The sequence below is a fragment of the Sanguibacteroides sp. AM78-02pH3A genome (assembly GCF_027666085.1).
In the GTDB taxonomy this organism is placed as follows: Bacteria; Bacteroidota; Bacteroidia; order Bacteroidales; family Marinifilaceae; genus Gabonibacter; species Gabonibacter massiliensis.
The window spans coordinates 284,229-301,518 of record NZ_JAQEHX010000001.1; the positions used below are offsets into that span (position 1 = coordinate 284,229).

Sequence of the window (17,290 nt, forward strand, 5' to 3'; positions counted from 1 at the left end):
GTAATGGTTAAGATTCTGATTTTGGTGTTAGCGTGTGTAGCGGTCGTGGGGCAAGGTCATGCACAACCTTCGTCGGAAAATGTTCGTGTGGAGAATAAGATTTGGCGGGATACAATCGCGGAGAGCGGTGTGTTTCAACCGGATAGTCTGATCCGGGATACGCTTCGCTACGAATATACGAAAATAAAGAATGCGGCTTATCGTTGGAAATGGACGAAAGAGTTGTATAAAATGATTTTTGTTAATCCCAAAAAATATAATATCGATGTTGTACAATCGGAAAATAGCGAGGATCGGTATAAGAAGTACAGGGGAAAAAAAATTCGGGAGATTGATGTTAAGATTCTTCCGCCATTCGGGACGAGTGTCAGGGACACGATATATGAACGGGATAGTTTGGATTGGTTGCGTATGATGGGTAATAATGTACACCAGAAAACTTCGGAATGGATCGTGAAGAAACAGTTGACCGTAAAACCGGGCATGACGGTAGATCCTTTCGAGTTAGTAGAGAATGAAGTTTTATTAAAACGTCTTTCTAATATCGACGACGTTTTAATCGAGATAGAGGAGATACCGGGAAATACCGATGAGGTGGATTTGTTGGTTATCTGTAAAGATGAATTTTCTTGGACGGGAGAGGTTTGGAGTAATTTTTTAAATGCGGCGGATATCGGTATAGAGAGTAAAAATTTATTTAGAAGGGGACATCAGGTACATTATCGGGCCAGCTATCGGGGGCGGAAAGAACAACGTTGGGGTAACCTTATCGAGTATCAGGTTGATAATTTGTTTTCTACCCGGGTGGATTTTTATGGCAGTTATGAGAATACTTATGTCCGGGATATGTTGACCCTCTCTTTGAATAGATCTTTTCAAACCTCTCGCACAAAGTGGGCGGGAGGTGTCGGTTATAGTCGGGTATACTCTTCGTCGACTTTGGTAGACCGAGATATTACGAAGCCTGTGGAGTTGTTCAATTATCGTTTATTCGATACATGGGTGGGGAGATCTTTTTATTTGGGAGAAAAATACAGTTTTACTCGTAATCTTTATTTGACCGGTCGATATATGGGGACGCAATTTGTCAATCGACCGATTGTGACCAGCGATTCGAATTCTTACTATTATAACCGAAATACTTTTATCGGGGCAATCGCTTTTATGAAATTGAAATATTTTAAAGCTAATCTGATTTATGATTTCGGTCGGACGGAGGATATTCCTTCCGGTTTGTATGGAGCATTGCTTTACGGATACGAGAGAGGCGATTTTACAAAAAACGGTTATATAGGGACGGAGTGGTATTATTCCTGGTTTAATAAATACACGAATCGTTTTTACGCGTTTCATGCGGCTTTGGGATCTTTTATGGACGGGTACGATTTTGAAAGTGGAGTTTTTAAATTAGGAGCCAGTTATTTCAGTCGTTTATATCATTTGTCCAAACACCGTCTGCGTTTTTACAGCAGTATGGAGTATGTGAAAGGAATCAAGCGCAGCAACGATGATTACATCTATTTCGAGGATAGTAAGATTACAGGTTTTGATACCGATACGTTAAGAGGAAATCAAAGGCTTTCCGGTTCTTTGTCGGCAACGCTTTTTTTGCCTTATATCAAGCGGGGATTCCGTGCTTCGCTTACCGGTTTCGTCGATGCCGGCGCTTTGGCAGAGGGAAATAAATCCATTTTGAAAGCTCAGACTTATTGGGCAGTCGGGGTTAGTGTGAATTTGCGGAACGATAATCTGATATTTAAAAATGTGAGTATTCGTTTAACCTATTATCCTAAAGTTCCACCCGGTTTTCACTCTTTTGATGTAGATATTTCCAGTCGACGTAGAACCGGATTTTTCGATTACCGTATATCTAAACCGGAGACTATTAAGTATGAATAGCTAATGTTTAAGTTTTATCAATATTTGTTATTTATATTTTCAGGCTCTACTGTTTTTAAATTATCAGCTTACGTGGAGGATTTCATTATCTTCGCGTGGGTTAAGAGGAATTATGTAATATATTGACCGGATGAAGAAAGTTTTTTTGTTTTCTGTTTTTTTGTTGTGTGGTTTACTGCTTTCCCAGGTGTTACCTCCGACGATGGGGGCGACATATGGGATAGTATCAGGAGTTTCCAAATGGCTCATGTTTATATGCCTTGCTTTTATCATGATCAATGTTGGAAGGGAGTTCGAGTTAGATAAAACCAGATGGAAATCTTATACTGCCGATTATTTTATTGCGATGGCTACGGCTGCTGTTCCCTGGATTTTTATTGCTATCTATTATATCTTTTTTCTTGATTCCGGTTTGTCCTGGGATAAAAATTTATTGATCAGTCGATTTGCAGCTCCGACTTCTGCCGGAATTTTGTTTACTATGTTAGCGGCTGCCGGGCTAAAACAAGAATGGATTTACAAGAAGACACAGGTATTGGCTATTTTCGACGATTTGGATACCATATTGTTGATGATTCCTTTACAGATATTGATGATCGGTTTTAGATGGCAATTGTTTGTTATCATATTGGTCGTTTGTCTTCTGTTGATTTTCGGCTGGAAGAAGTTGAGTTCTTTGGATATTCCACAATCCTGGAGGGCGATCGTGATTTATTCCGTTTGTATTGTGGCCGCTTTTGAGAGTATCTATTTGCTGACGAAGTATTTGATGGGACAGGATGGAGCCATTCATATCGAGGTTCTATTACCGGCTTTTGTGTTAGGTATGGTAATGAAGGCCGTACATCACACCTCTGTTATCGAGGTGCGAGTTTCCAGTTTTATCTCTTATCTTTTTATGTTTTTGGTGGGGTTGAGTACGCCGTTGTTCATAGGATTGGATACGGGCGGAGAGGCTATGCCGGGTTGGGGAGTGCTGATTTTTCATGTAGTCGTTGTTACTTTCCTTTCCAACCTGGGAAAGATGTTTCCCTTGTTTTTCTATCGTGACCGGAATATACTGGAACGTTTGGCTCTTTCCGTGGGAATGTTTACCCGGGGAGAGGTCGGTGCCGGGATCATCGTTATTGCTATGGGCTATCAATTGGGCGGACCGGCGTTGATTATCTCTATTCTCAGTTTGGTATTGAATCTTGTATTGACGGGGTTCTTTGTCGTGGCGGTAAAATATCTATCCCAGAGAGTGTATGGGGTTAGAGAATGAATTGATTTTAAATTGTAGATTTACGATTTTAGATTTAAAGATAGCAATATCTGAATGTTAATTATAAATCATAAATTACTTTCAGATGATATAGATGGGTACAGTGTGCTATAAAAAAGAGCTTATGAGGTTAGAGAATAACAATATAGGGATTTTGTGATTTAGTGATTTACGATTTAAAGATGGCAATATTGGAGTTTTAATCATAAATCGTAAATCATAAATTAATTGCAGATTCTGTGATTCAAAATCAATCACTCAATCATCTAATCGTTTAATCTCTGAATTATTGGATTGTCAGTTTTTGATGCGGATTTTTTTATCGTTTTGGTAACGGGACATATCCGATACGATGACTCGGTCTCCGGTTGCCAGACCGTTGATGACTTCGATTTGTTCGAAACTGCCTTCTCCCAATATCACTTTCTTTTTGATTGCTTTACCCTCTGAAACAATCCATAAATCGTATTCTCCCGGACCTGTATAGTACGACCCGTTTCCGATCCGCAGAACCTCTTCTTTGAGAGCATGGGTAACATAGGTATCTACCTTTAGGCCGGAACGTAGTTTAGGATGATTGTTTTCCGCGAGTAAAACGGAGAATTTGATCATGCCGTTTTTTACGGATGGAGTAACATTGCTTACGGTACCGGAGAGTTTATCGCTTCCTATTTTTACGGTGACCCGATTTCCTGAATTGATTTTATCGGCATATCCGTCGGCTATTTCGGCTTCTATTTTGAAGCGGGTAAGATCGGAAATGATGGCTACGTCCGAACCTTGATTGACGGAAGAACCGACCTGATCATTGATCCAGGTTAAGGTGGCGGAATGCGGTGCTCGTATTTGGGCTTCGCCCAAGGTCTTAAACATCAGATCGATGTTTTTTCGGGCAATTTTATAGTCTAACTCCAAAGATTTGATCTCGGCTTCCGAAGTCCGTTGTTGATTGGCGAATTTACGTTTGAATTGTTCTAACTGCATCTGCTTGACTTTATAGTCTAATTCCGTCTGTCGGACTTTGTCGGCGGTGCTGGCCCCTATACTGTCCAAGTATTTTTCGTTGTACAACATTACCTCCGATCGTTTGAGCTGCATCTCGTCAATTGCAATCTGCATTTGCATTTCAGAGAGTTGGTTTTCAAGAGTAGCTTTCTGGAGTTCCAATTTGTTTCTTTTCATTTGAAGCTCTTCCTGTTTGGTTTCGTATTCTGTTTTTATGGTTTCCAGATCGAGTTTTAGCAAGGCTTCACCCTTTGTTACCTTTTCTCCCGCTTTTTTATATACTTCCAGAATTTTGGAAGACACGGGGGAGGTAATAACCTGTTCTTCTTGAGAGACTATTTTTCCGACGGCATAGACCGATATCTCTAAGGGGCCTTTATCGACGGCATATATCCGTATATTTTTAGCTGCAATGCCGGGTTGAAACAAATACATCAGAGAATAAAAGCCTATCCCGGTAAAAAAGGAGATTACGGCGATCTGTAGTATCAGTTTCTGTTTTCGTTGTTTTTTTATTTCGGGTGAAATCGCTCTGTCCATGATTAGAAATTTAAGGTTTTAAATTCGTCGTAGATAATGTCTTTATTTAATTCAAAATCAAAAAGGGTCAATTGCCTGAGGGTATAAAATTGAGTCCACGAAGAGGATAGTTGATGGATGTAATTGCGTTTGGCATTATCCCTTTCTACTTGTGCCGCGTTAATGTCCAATACGCTTATTTGTCCCATCACGAAGGTTTCGTATGCTGTTTTATAGCGTTGCTGGGCTATGGTATCTGCCAACTGGACAATTTCATTTAGTCGTCTTTGTTCCTGGTATTGCCTGACGATGGTAATTACGTTTTGTTCGAAATTCAGTCTTGATTGCTGTACCTCGTTTTTCGTAATCTCTTCCCGGGAGCGAGCCAATTCGATTTTGCCTTTTCGTTTTCCCCAGTTTAGAATGGGGATGCTGATCCCTAAACTGACAGCTTCCCGGTTTTGGAGATTTTGATACGTTCTTTTAAAAGTCGTATTGCTTCCAGTATATCCGATTGTCGCGTATATGTCTGCCTGAAAACCGCTTTCGGCTTTTGCTTGGGCTATTTGTTGCTTGGCCTCCAATAATCGGCAAACAATATCATAACGGAATGGATTATTTTTATTTGCTATTTCCATTACTCGTTCTATGGAAATCTCGATATCTGGACATGCGGCAGGAATTTCCGGTTTAATATCGATTTGTTCGTTATAGCCGAGGTAGTTGCGAAGAGCGAACATTTTTTGTTCATACTCCTGCTGGGTCTGTATCAATGCGGAGGAAGCATTCAGCTGATTCAGTTTTAATTGCAATAGTTCGTTATCCGAAATAAGCCCCATGTTTTTTTTACTTGAGGCAATCTTTACTAATTTAGAGGAGTGTTCCTGATTTTGTTGGGCAATATCCACGTTTATTAAGGCTAACAAAAGATTGAAATAATGATTGATTGCTTGAATCGCTACCTTTTCCATCTCTACCGCGAATTGTTGTTTGGCCTGTTTGAATCTTTCCGGTTCAATGCGTTTATCCCATTTTAACGGATGAGAAGAGATCAGGGGTTGATTTAAAGAGATACTGATGGGAATACTCATATAAGTGGTCTTTTTTTCTCCGTCTAATTGATCTACTCTCTCTAATTCGGATTGAAGGGAGATACGCCCTCCGGTCAATGGAATATTCTGAGAAATAGACAACGAGAGCTGCTCGGACAGGGAATTGTTGGAAATAAAGGTCTGACTGCCGTCTTCTTTTAAGTAACTCGATAAAGTACGGTTAAAACTCGGAAAAGTACCTTTCAGCATGATATTAGGTAATAGATCTGCTTTAAAATTCCGGTATTGCCAGTATGCAGCCTGAAAACGGTTTCTAACAATCATAGCATCAGTAGATTGGCTTTTGGCTAACTCTATGGCTTCGGATAAAGAGATTACCTTGGTTTCCTTTTGTCCCATGGAAGAGAGACAAAGAAAACCGAATAATACGGTCCATATTGTTTTCATAGTATCAGATGTTGTTATTCATAGTGTAAGGTTTCCGCGGGATTTATTTGGCTCACCGTATAGGCCGGATACCAAGCACTGAATAGGGCAAACGTTAACATGATGCATACCGTGATTCCCATGGTGAACAAATTGCCCGGGGTAAAATCCGAGATATAACAGAAGAGGATTAAACCGGGTAACATAGCCAAACAAGTGATAACCAAGCTTTCCATGATTACGAGATAGATCATTCGGAAACGAGTGGATCCTATCGCCATGCGTAGTGCGTATTCGGATTTTCGTTTTCGGGAATGGACCCAAAACAGGCCGAAAGTGCCGATAAAGGCAAAGACCAAAAGAAAAAGGGTCGGAATAGCCTGTAACGAGACCGATATGATCGTTTCTAATATTTCACCTATTTTCCATTGTTCGATCCGGTCTATTGTCGGGGTGTCAAGAGGATCTGGAAACTCTTTCCGAAACTCTTTATATAAATCCTGAACGTATGTATCGATATCGCTATCTATGATTTTAACATCGAATCCGCCAAAGCTTGCATCTTGTTTATCGTTTATCGGCAAAACGATTGTAGGGGTCGAAGGGGTAAATGGATTGTTTTTAATCCCGGAAATGACTCCTGTGACGGTATAGGTATAGTTACCGTACTGGATTTTTTTCCCGATAGGATGCTTTAAACCTGACTCTTCCAAGAATTGCCGGCTAACGATCAAAGGTAGGCTTCCGTCTTCCGGAAAATTACCGGAAAACCATTCTCCTTCTTCTATTTGAGGCTGATAGACGGCCAGGCCGTTTTTGTCGGACCTATAGATTTTGGTGAGTATTTTGCGATTGTCCACGACGACAGAGTCTCTCTTTGTGAATTGTCCTCCGTTTAAATAGGGGGTTAAATCTCCGTATGATATGATACTGGAGGGATATTTTTGTCTCATCTTCGAAACAAGACTTTGTATCTTTTCGCCCACCTCCTCGGGAGAGTGATCGTTTGTGTTGTTCAACCAAAAAATAATGGTATTTTCCGTATTTAAGTTTCCGGGAGATAAGTAGAGACGGACTTTTTCGCTAAAAGAAAGAATACAGATAGTCAGGATGATAAAAACTAAAACCTGTTCGATGAAAATTCCCGTGTAGTGCTTTCTTTGATTCCAGATTAATTTAAGGATATGTGCGATCATTTTTTACCTCCTTTCAGCGTTTCCGCTATATTACGTTGTGCAACCATATAAGCCGGCAAGCCTCCGGCAAGAAAACTAAAGACGATGGACAAGGGTAATACTTGAAATAGAACGATGCTTATGTTCAATTCAGGAAACAGAATGCTTCCTTCACAGACGAAAGCCGTCAACAAAGTGCTGTTGATAGCATTGAAAATAGGGTATACGATCAATACTCCCCATAGTGTTCCCGTTAACACGAGAAGAATATTTTCAGTCATGATTTGTAGGAAAGCAGACATTTTTCCGGCTCCCATGGCTCTTCTGATACCGATTTCTTCCGAGCGGTTTGCCGTATTGGCGATGTTAAGGGTAACGATGTTTACGGCCGGAATAACCAATAGAAGAAGAATCATGAGGTAAAGCTCATAATCCATGCCTGTTATGCCTTTACTGTTTGTTCTACCGTTTAGTACCGTGTTAAAATCTTCGGGGTAGATTTCGATTTCCCGGTTTCGTTCTTTATTATAGGCAATAAAAGCGTTGGCCACGTTTTTACGCATTTGGGATTCCGGCATCTCCCGCGGAAACATGATGTAAAGGTCATAAGATCGGGTTCTGTTAGGCCAAAAATGGTTGAATGTATAAGGAGCCCAGATCGTGGCGACCGGGTTCACGACGATGAAAGAGAAATCTTTCACAACTCCGATGACTTTGTAAGTTATCCCTTGTGCTTCCATCGTTTGATTTAGGGCAGAACCGTTTTTGAAATAGAGTTTGGCGCAACTCTCGGTAATGACTGCCACGGGAGTCTGGAGTTCTTTTTCCGTGAAAGGACGTCCTTCTATGAATTGAAATTGATAAATGTTCCAAAAATCATGATTCACATAGTTTATATAGTTTGATTTTAACTGGTCGTTGATCAGAAGATTCAACGGCTGTCCCTGAGTAAAAGAATACGTCTCGTACCCCTTCACGTGTTTCATGATATTCGGGATCTCTTCTTTCGTGAAATATCCCAGGTATCGACCTTGATGATCTTTTTTCCAGCAGGAGACCATGACGGTACGATCGACATTGACACCCGGAGGCGTGTTATTGAGAAAGGTATTTCCGAATTGCAATATGATCGTTACAAAAATAAAAGTTAGTGCCGTACCTAATATGCAAAATAAGGCATAGACCTTGTTTTGTCCTATATTATAGAGTGCCGACTTCAGGTATAGGGTTATTTTCTTTTTCATATGATTTTACCGTCGGAGAATTGAACAATGCGATTGGTTTTTTGAGCGATCTTTTCATCGTGGGTAACCATAACGATAGTCATCCCGTCCTTGTTTAATTGTGTAAGTATATCTATGATTTCAGCCCCCATTTGACTGTCGAGATTGCCCGTGGGTTCATCGGCAAGTAAAATTTCCGGTCCGCCGATCAGTGCTCTTGCGATGGCAACCCGTTGACATTGTCCTCCGGATAGTTGGGTAGGGAAATGTTTTAACCGATGGGATAACCCGACTTTTTCCAATACTTCCATGGCCTTTTTTCGTCTTTCCGAAGAGGTCGTACCGTTTCGATAAAGCAAGGGAAGTTCGACGTTATCCAACACATTCAGAGCTTGGATCAGATGGAAATTTTGAAAAACAAATCCCAACTTTCGGTTTCTGAGTTTCGCTTTCACCTTATCGGATAGCCCTGTCGTTTCCACCTTTTCAATCAGCAATTGACCGCAGGTAGGATTATCAAGTAAACCGATAATATTCAATAACGTACTCTTACCGCAACCGGAAGGTCCCATAATGGAAACGAACTCCCCTTTTTCAATGGAAAGATTCACGTTTTCGAGGGCTTGCGTTTCGACCTCTTTGGTCCTGTAAATTTTATTAATATCGACGAGAGTGATCATAACCTCATTTTTTGTGTATTTATTATTCTTTATCTTTGTCCCGGGAGAGATATTGATTATCTCCGGTACAAATGTGCGGTATTTTTTCGGATAGTCCGGTAAAACAATATAGTAAGAGTGTAGTAAATTTTTAAAAAGGGTAGGATGGTTATTAAAAAATTGTTCGGAACGATAGGTGGAATCGTACTCGTTATGTTGCTTCTGCTTATGGTAAATCAAATTATTATTTGTCACCGTTTGTATCGGGCCGAAAGACTGCATTGGGGGGGAGAAGTAACGGATATTTTGACGCAAAATATAGATTCACTCGTTTGTATTGTTAATAAACAACTTTCTACTGAAGCTTGTCGTTATTCGGAGCAGACGGAGGCAACGTTTTTTTTCTCTTCTTTGGATAGTTTGGTAAGAGAAGAATTGCCGGAAAATTTGAAGGGAGTGGAATTTTATTATGTGGCTAAAAAATTAACGGGAGAGCTGACATCATTTTTTCCCGATGAGAAAAAGAATACGGCGAATAAGGTAGCTACTCCTGTTTTTTTATCAAAAAAGGGGGAGGTATTTACGATCTATTTCGATCTGCCTTTGGCTCTGTTTTGGGAGCGCTCTTGGCAACAATTGGGAAGTATTTTTATTTCGTTTTTATTATTGTTGTTTCTTTTGGCTGGAATTGTTTATCTGAATCGACGGCAAAGAAAATTGGTTTCTTTGCAGGAGGGAATGATGCAACAGATTGTTCATGACTTTAATACTCCTTTGAATAGCGTGAGTACCTTACTTGAGTTACTTCGGGAAAATACGAAAGGGATTGTTTCGGAAGGGGAACGGAAAAAATACGACCTTATGGAGTCGGAAATGAACAATATGCGACGAGCCAGTACCTCTTTATTAAGTTCTTTGAGTCAGATTTGCGATACCGATATCGAAAAGAAAATGTTCGATTTGAGGGAGGGAATCTCTTTGTTGATAGAGGAGCAACAATGGGCGAACAGGAATAAGAAGGAGGTGCGTATGGAGTTGGATTATCGTATACCCGTTCCTATGATTTACGCTTCCCCCGTTCATCTGTTTTGTGTCATTCGGAATCTTTTGGATAATGCGGTAAAATATTCGGATGGAATCGTCGATGTTACTGTACAATGTTATGTGAAAGGCAATGGAATCGTGATCGCCGTTTCGGATAAGGGAAAGGGAATACCTAAAAAATGGCAGAAAAAAGTGTTCATGAAGTATTACCGAGGGGAGGATCGCAAAAGACGGGTAAAGGGTTTTGGTTTAGGATTGGCTTATGTGAAGAAAATCGTGAAAGCACATGGGGGAAAAGTGGGGTTGGAGAGTATACCGGGAGAGGGATCCGTGTTCAGTATTTATTTGAATGAATGGTAAATAAGCAATTGTAGTAAGATTGTAGTAATTTCACTTCTTATAAAAAAGAATTTCTATTTTTGTCAGGAATATTCTGTTTAAATGGAAAATTATGGAGAAGAGATGGAGAATGTTGTACGCGGAAGATGATTTGGTAGCGGCCGTTGCTTATACCGAGGTTTTTGAAAAAGCGGGATTTGAAATACATACGGTTCGGGATGGGGATGAAGCTTGGGAGGTTTATCTGAGTGCGGGTTGGGATATTTTGGTGTTGGATATGGACTTACCCGGCAAAGACGGGTACGAGTTGATTAAATTGATTCGAGAAAGGGGTGATGTCGTACCTATTGTTATTTTGAGCTCCTTGAATCATTATAATGCGTTGTACGAAGGGGCAGATGAATATTTGGTGAAAGGAATGCGCGTGGAAGAGATCTGGGCCAGGTTGAATAAGACTATCGAACATGCCAGGCATAAAAAATCATCGAAAGAATTAAGTATATGTGCCATTTCGTCCCGGACGACCTTTGACCATATGACTCGTCTGTTGTCCATATCCGGAGAGGAGTATAAATTAAAGGCCACCGAGAGTCGGGTATTGCGTTTACTCTCTATGCGTTTGAACGAATTATGCCCTAAACAGGAGATGTGTGAGAATATTTGGGGGGTACATAACGACACCAAAGAGCGGGAGTTGGCACGCTATATTTCAACGTTAAGGAAAATTCTTTCTGTCGATTCTTTTGTTGCGATAGAGAACGATTATGCTGACGGTTACCGTTTGACAGTTAAGGAAAAACGTCATTGACGTCTTCTGAACCGACCGACTAAAGCGTAGATTCTCCACCATAGGTAAGCGATAAGGAGTACCGTGAGGGAGTAATTAACCCACGCGTTTACGCGTATATAGCGATTGAACATGTAGAATACGCCTTTTACCGTATTCCAAGGATTGATTCCGGTCCAACTGAAACGTATGTCGGCCGGAGAGGTAATCATGGATATGATACTAAAAGCGATAATCAAAACCAGGAGAGCGATAAGAGTGGTTATTTTATTTTTGTTCTTCATGGGACGGGGGATTAATTCTTATTTTTCTTTTTAAACAAATTGCCGATGCGTCGGAAAAATCCTTTTTTCTCCTTTTGGGGCGTAACCGTATCGTTTCTTTTTATTTTTTCAATTTTTTGATTGGCAATCCTTTCCAAGATGTTCATGTGATCTTTGAATATAGGCTTTTCAAGTTCTTCTTTTTTATACAATACGGGCATGGGAAAACTCGTTTTTTCCCAATAGGCATATGTATTGCTCTTCAGACATTTTTGCATGAACAAGCCGAAAATGGGCAGAGCCATATTCGCTCCCTGGCCTAACGCGATAGAATTGAAGTGAATTTGGGCGTTGTTGGCCCCGACCCGGATACCCACGACAATCCGCGGATTGTAACCGATAAACCATCCGTCCGCTTGATTTTGAGTCGTACCTGTTTTTCCGGCGATCGCTAGGTTTAATCCGTAGTTTGTAATTAGTCTTCTTCCCGTTCCTTCCCGTATGACGTCCGAAAGCATATAGGACATCAACCGGGCTTCCTCTGCCGATATGACTTCTTCCTTTTCCGGTTCGGGGGCTTTGTAAATAAGACGTCCTTCGCGGTCTTTGATCTCTTGTAAATAATAGGGAGTGACTCGTGTCCCGTTGTTCGCGTAACATATATAAGGCAAAATCATTTCGTTAAGCGGGATATTCGCTGTTCCGAGTGCAATGGATGGGACGGCGGGAAGATCACTTGTTATACCGAGCCGGCGGGCATGCCGGATGGTATTCTCCATACCTGTTTGTAGCAGAACTTCAACGGCAATGGTATTGATGGATTGGCTCAGTGCTCCTTTTAACGTGTAGAAACCTCCGTATTCATTATTGGAGTTACGGGGTGTCCAATTGCCGTAGGCCGGGTAACTTTTTTGTTCGTTTTTATAGTAAGCGTCTATTTGTGCCCCCTGATGGACGGCTGCGCTATATACGACCGGTTTGAAAACGGAACCTACCTGCCGTGGGGCGAGTACCTGATCATACTGGAAATACTTAAAGTTCAATCCTCCTATCCATACTTTGATTTTGCCGCTTCGCGGTTCTACGGCGATGACTCCCGGATGCAGAAATTTTAAATAATGTTTTATGGAATCGATCGGCGAGATCTCCATCTTCGTTTCACCCTGGTATGTACTGTAAATAATCGTGGGTCTCTTTTTACCCATCTCTTTTAAAATCTCCTTTTCAGATAATCCCTGTTGTTGGAGGGATTGATATATTTCGCTTTGTCGGATGGCATTGTCCAGCACCGATTTATCTTTGTACCAAGGCTCTTGCTTTCCCCAATGGGTATAAAAATCATTTTGAAGGTTTTTCATATGTTGCAGAACGGCTTCTTCGGCGTAACGTTGCATCTCCGCGTCTAACGTGGTTGTGATTGTTAAACCGTCCTTGTAAAGATCGTAAGAGGTTCCGTATGTCTCGTTGTATTTTTTGATGATTTGAGCCGCATCTTGTCTGATACGCTCCCGTAAATAGGGGGCAGGTCCGGAATAATGGTTAATGGGTCTGTATTCCAGTTCCAATTTTTCTTTCTTAAGATTATTTCCTTCTTCTTCAGTAAGATAATCGTATTTAACCATCTGGTTGATCACCGTGTTGCGACGTTGTAAGGCTCTTTCGGGATGGAGACGGGGATTGTAGTAAGAGGGTCCCTTTAACATCCCGATCAATGTTGCGGCTTCCGGGAGCGTTAGATGCATTGCTGTTGTTGAAAAGTATTTTTGAGCGGCACTTTCAATACCGAAACTATCCTCTCCGAAAGAGACGGTGTTCAAATAAAGAGTCAGTATTTCGTCTTTTGAATACAATTTTTCCAGGCGATGAGCCGTAATAATCTCTTTGACTTTGATGACGGGAAGCATAAAACGGCTTTTGGAGTCTCTCGGGAATAGGTTTTTGGCTAATTGTTGACTGAGGGTGCTGCCCCCGCCCGAGCTGCGGTCTCCCAATAGCAGAGTTTTGACGACGACCCTTAACATGCTGATTTTATCAAAACCGTGATGTTCGTAAAAACGAACATCTTCCGTGGCAATCAATGCATTGATCGCGTACGGGGATATGCTGTCAAACATGACATTCGTTCGGTTTTCGATGTAGTATTTGCCTAATAACTCTCCGTCGTCGCTATATAACGACGAAGCTTCGTAATTTCGGATTGCTCGTAAGTCCCGGTAATCCGGAATTTTTCCCCACGTTCCGAAATAGACGCAACAGATAAATAAAGCTAATAACATTCCGCAAAATAGAAAGGCAAGAAAAATATTTTTGAGAAAACGAGCTGAATTGCTTTTCTTTCTTTTGGGTGGCGTTGTTTTGCGCTTTACTTTTTGGGGGCTCATATCTCTTTATTTTTGCGAACAAAATTACGAAAAAAAAGCTATCTGCAAGGTAGTTTGCAGTGGTAAATGTTTTGTTTTGTCATTACTGTTTTGTTTAGAAATTAATACTAAAATATTTCCGAAATCGTGTTCGGTAATTTAGATTAAAGTATACCTTTGTACACGGTAAATTATGTTGTAATCAATTAATATATTAATATCATGTTAAATATTGCTTTGTTTGGCCCTCCGGGTGCAGGTAAAGGAACTCAGGCAAAAAAGATGGTGGAGAAATACAATTTGGCCCATCTTTCGACGGGGGATATGATCCGTAAAGAGATCGCCGCTGGCTCGGAATTCGGTAAAATGGCTGCCGGAATTATTAATAAGGGAGAGTTGTTATCCGATGAGTTTGTGGTAGCGTTGATCGAGAATAGCATTGCTCATATTGATGGAGTGAACGGATTCTTGTTCGATGGTTTCCCTCGTACGGTAGCGCAAGCTGAGATTTTGGACGAAATGTTGGTTAAGACGGGGCACCCTTTGAATGCATTGATCAGCATAGAAGTGCCTCACGATGAGTTAATGCGTCGTATGCTGGAAAGGGCGAAGATTGAGGGACGTGCCGATGATAACGAGACGGTAATTGAAAATCGTTTCAGAGAATATCAGGCAAAGACGTTACCCGTTGCGGATCATTACAAAGCATTGAAAAAATGTTATTCCGTAGATGGTCACGGCACCGTCGAGGATGTGTTTAAATCATTGACGGAAATCATTGAAAAAATAAAATAGAGAAAAAAGATTTTCTTGTAAATCGACCGTAAATTCATTTTACGGTCGATTTTTTTTCGTTCCTATGGTAAATCAGGTCGTTGGAAATAAATAGTTATATCATTTTTTATGAAAAAATGATAATTCTTATGGTAAGAAGTACCTCTGTGAAAATAAATTTAATTACCTTTGTATTTGTATAAATTTATGCTATATAGGATATAAAAGGATTTCTTTGTGTGAAAATTTTTTTGTCAAAATCAGAATTTATTGTTTTAACGGCTAAATCTATGAAGAAGAATTTATTCTTACTATGCTTGATGATACTATCGATATCCTGTATTAAGGAAAAAAATATGGGGTCTAAAACTTCTCCCCAAGATATTGATGTCAATCATTTTATTACGAGCGAATCTTATGAGGTTCCGGTTCGAGAGGGACATGTTACTGTGGTGAAGTGTTCTGGTGTGACGATTGCGGAAGCCAATACTCCGATGACAATATGGGTTCCTAAACAGTCTCGGGCTAAAACGGGCAGTATATCCACTTCTTTTGTACCTGATAACCAATATCCTAATTTTACCGAGAATAAATCCCAAATGTTTCAAGTGATTTGTTTCGAGGATTCCAAAAATGCGGATTATGATTATAACGATCTGGTGATTCATGTCCGCTATCAAACGAAAGGTTCTATTTTTGCTTTCGGTGTGCAACCGGTAGCTCTCGGTTCTACGAAACCGATAAAGTTGGGATGTGTCGTGTATAAGGGTGAGAAGCAGGTGTTTAAAGGGTTAATTACTCCCGTGGGGGCGGATTGTCGTTCTCAGTATTTCAAATCACAAGAAGGGTTCATCAATACGGTTGGAACGACGAGCAACCAAAAAGGGGAAAAAAATGGATATCTGGGGTCGACCATACGGAACTGGGATATATCTAAAATTGAAGGCAGTGGGCTTATGCGGGTTGAGTGGTATATTGAGGTGGATGGCGGTACGGAGTTGTATGCGATTTCGACCGATTATTTGAGTCAGTCATTTGATAAAAACGGATTACCTTACGGTTTGGTAATAACAACTACCGGAAGCGAATATACGGCGGAAGAAGGATATGTATGTGGTTACGATTGGTTTAATTATCCGAAGGAAGCTAAACATATTAAGGACGTTTATCCTGAGATATGGGTGTGGTTGACGACCGATAGTGTTTATGATTTTGCCAGTATTTACGATGGTCACAATCCGCCGAGGAATGCTTTTCCCGCGAGTGATCTGGGGTTATTTGAAGCCAAAAGTTTCGATATGACAGATGAAAAGTATAGAGTAAAATAGAAAGGAAGACGATAGAGAGAATACCTCCCCTGGAAAAATAAAAATTCCGGGGGATTTTTATTTTTTATAATACCCTTCAAGGATAAGAAAGGAGAGGCCTGGGATAAAGATAATGGCAGCGGTGATTTGTAGGGCCACTGAGAGAGAGTAAGCATCGTTAAGCCATCCGACAAGTGGAGCTATGGCTGCAAATAGGAGACGAATTACAAAATTACGGATAGAGAGTACCGTTGCTCTCATTTCCGAGAAGGTGATTTGATTGATATACCCTTTCAGTATAGGGGTAGCAAATCCTCGTACGATGTAAAACGCGAAGAGAAAAACGAGGGCGGTATAATCGATACGCGATGAAACGGCTACATAGCCTCCCACGATGAAAAAGAGGATGAAAGCGTACATTTTACGTGTTCCGATACACCTATCCAGTTGATCTGAATAGAGGGCCGCTATACCTACCGTGAGATTGAGTACCGTCCAGATAATTCCGAACCAAGAAGTCGGGGTTGCGAGTTCGATCAATAGGGGTTGAACAAACCAAGCCATGGTTAAAGTTGCCGCCCCGATGATTCCGGAGAACAGGATGTTGTAACAGAGTTGTCGATTCGTGAATAGGGAGTATCGTATGATTTTTGAAATGTTGGAAAGAGAGTTCGTGATTCTGGTTTTAGCGGCGTATTCGGTAAGAGAGAATGCCGCCGGAATCCCGATAAAAGCGACAAAAGATTGAGCGTAAAAAGGAAAGCGTAGGGAGTAGGCTGCCAATAAACCGCTGAATACACCCGCGAAGGCCTCCGAAAAATTGCCGATCATAGTCACTCGTCCTTCGTATTTCAAATAGGATTCTTCTTTTCTATAATGAATCATCGTGTCGTATAGCAGGGCCGAGTCCGCTCCCGATACGAGACTTTGGCCGAACCCAAGCATGACCTCAGCCATGAAAAAAGCTGAAAACGTATCGGAAAAAGAGTAGCAACTGAATCCGCCGAATCCTAAAATGGTACCTGCGATCAAACAGTTACGTCTTCCCCAAACATCCGCAAGGTAACCTGTCGGAATTTCCAAGGAGACCATAGCGATTGAATAGATGCTTTTAAGAGTAAAAATATCCGTCATATCCAAACCGCAATCCTTGTAAAACAGCACGATGACAGGCATGACAAGGGTAAACCATTT

General features: G+C 40.9%; 14 protein-coding genes. 6 read left to right on the forward strand and 8 right to left on the reverse strand.

Annotation, left to right across the window (positions count from 1 at the left end; genetic code table 11):
* Positions 1 to 3 precede the first annotated feature (3 nt).
* Complete coding sequence (locus tag PGR74_RS01220; protein WP_270516615.1) at positions 4 to 1,899, forward strand: hypothetical protein; 1,896 nt, start codon at positions 4 to 6, stop codon at positions 1,897 to 1,899.
* A 130-nt stretch (positions 1,900 to 2,029) separates the two neighbouring features.
* The gene (locus tag PGR74_RS01225) at positions 2,030 to 3,163 is read left to right on the forward strand and encodes a cation:proton antiporter domain-containing protein (RefSeq protein ID WP_041503827.1); all 1,134 of its coding nucleotides are present in this window, start codon (positions 2,030 to 2,032) and stop codon (positions 3,161 to 3,163) included.
* A gap of 297 nt (positions 3,164 to 3,460) precedes the next feature.
* Here PGR74_RS01225 and PGR74_RS01230 read toward each other — a convergent pair whose 3' ends face one another.
* Genes PGR74_RS01230 through PGR74_RS01250 form a run of 5 tightly spaced genes read right to left on the reverse strand, consistent with a single transcriptional unit; the run spans position 3,461 to position 9,243 of the window.
* Positions 3,461 to 4,708: an efflux RND transporter periplasmic adaptor subunit gene (locus PGR74_RS01230; protein WP_270516616.1), complete on the reverse strand. Its 1,248-nt coding sequence runs from the start codon at positions 4,706 to 4,708 to the stop codon at positions 3,461 to 3,463.
* A 2-nt stretch (positions 4,709 to 4,710) separates the two neighbouring features.
* Positions 4,711 to 6,186, reverse strand: a complete 1,476-nt coding sequence (locus PGR74_RS01235; protein ID WP_041503825.1) for a TolC family protein — start codon at positions 6,184 to 6,186, stop codon at positions 4,711 to 4,713.
* Positions 6,187 to 6,200: 14 nt separating this feature from the next.
* Positions 6,201 to 7,361 (reverse strand): ABC transporter permease, encoded by a 1,161-nt coding sequence (locus PGR74_RS01240; RefSeq protein WP_041503824.1) that lies wholly within the window; start codon positions 7,359 to 7,361, stop codon positions 6,201 to 6,203.
* Positions 7,358 to 8,584 carry an ABC transporter permease gene (locus tag PGR74_RS01245; protein WP_041503823.1) on the reverse strand — a complete coding sequence of 409 codons (1,227 nt, stop codon included), beginning with the start codon at positions 8,582 to 8,584 and terminating at the stop codon, positions 7,358 to 7,360. Before PGR74_RS01245 ends, PGR74_RS01240 begins: the two co-directional genes overlap by 4 nt.
* Positions 8,581 to 9,243 (reverse strand): ABC transporter ATP-binding protein, encoded by a 663-nt coding sequence (locus PGR74_RS01250; RefSeq protein ID WP_041504075.1) that lies wholly within the window; start codon positions 9,241 to 9,243, stop codon positions 8,581 to 8,583. Before PGR74_RS01250 ends, PGR74_RS01245 begins: the two co-directional genes overlap by 4 nt.
* A 144-nt stretch (positions 9,244 to 9,387) precedes the next feature.
* Here PGR74_RS01250 and PGR74_RS01255 point away from each other — a divergent pair, with 144 nt between their 5' ends.
* Entirely contained in the window at positions 9,388 to 10,626 is a 1,239-nt protein-coding gene (locus PGR74_RS01255) for a sensor histidine kinase (protein ID WP_270516617.1), read from the forward strand.
* A gap of 91 nt (positions 10,627 to 10,717) precedes the next feature.
* Positions 10,718 to 11,413 carry a response regulator transcription factor gene (locus PGR74_RS01260; protein WP_041503821.1) on the forward strand — a complete coding sequence of 232 codons (696 nt, stop codon included), beginning with the start codon at positions 10,718 to 10,720 and terminating at the stop codon, positions 11,411 to 11,413.
* Here the strand turns inward: PGR74_RS01260 and PGR74_RS01265 are convergent.
* Both PGR74_RS01265 and PGR74_RS01270 read right to left on the reverse strand, forming a co-directional pair.
* Entirely contained in the window at positions 11,407 to 11,676 is a 270-nt protein-coding gene (locus PGR74_RS01265) for a hypothetical protein (RefSeq protein ID WP_041503820.1), read from the reverse strand. The two genes, PGR74_RS01260 and PGR74_RS01265, sit on opposite strands and share 7 nt — an antisense overlap.
* An 11-nt stretch (positions 11,677 to 11,687) precedes the next feature.
* Positions 11,688 to 13,931: a transglycosylase domain-containing protein gene (locus PGR74_RS01270; RefSeq protein ID WP_235375081.1), complete on the reverse strand. Its 2,244-nt coding sequence runs from the start codon at positions 13,929 to 13,931 to the stop codon at positions 11,688 to 11,690.
* Positions 13,932 to 14,237: 306 nt separating this feature from the next.
* Here PGR74_RS01270 and PGR74_RS01275 point away from each other — a divergent pair, with 306 nt between their 5' ends.
* Positions 14,238 to 14,810 carry an adenylate kinase gene (locus tag PGR74_RS01275; protein ID WP_041503818.1) on the forward strand — a complete coding sequence of 191 codons (573 nt, stop codon included), beginning with the start codon at positions 14,238 to 14,240 and terminating at the stop codon, positions 14,808 to 14,810.
* Between the two features lie 269 nt (positions 14,811 to 15,079).
* Positions 15,080 to 16,117, forward strand: a complete 1,038-nt coding sequence (locus PGR74_RS01280; protein WP_052634698.1) for a hypothetical protein — start codon at positions 15,080 to 15,082, stop codon at positions 16,115 to 16,117.
* Positions 16,118 to 16,174: 57 nt separating this feature from the next.
* On the opposite strand, the gene PGR74_RS01285 is transcribed toward PGR74_RS01280, so the two are convergent.
* Entirely contained in the window at positions 16,175 to 17,272 is a 1,098-nt protein-coding gene (locus tag PGR74_RS01285; RefSeq protein WP_052634696.1) for an MFS transporter, read from the reverse strand.
* Positions 17,273 to 17,290 lie beyond the last annotated feature (18 nt).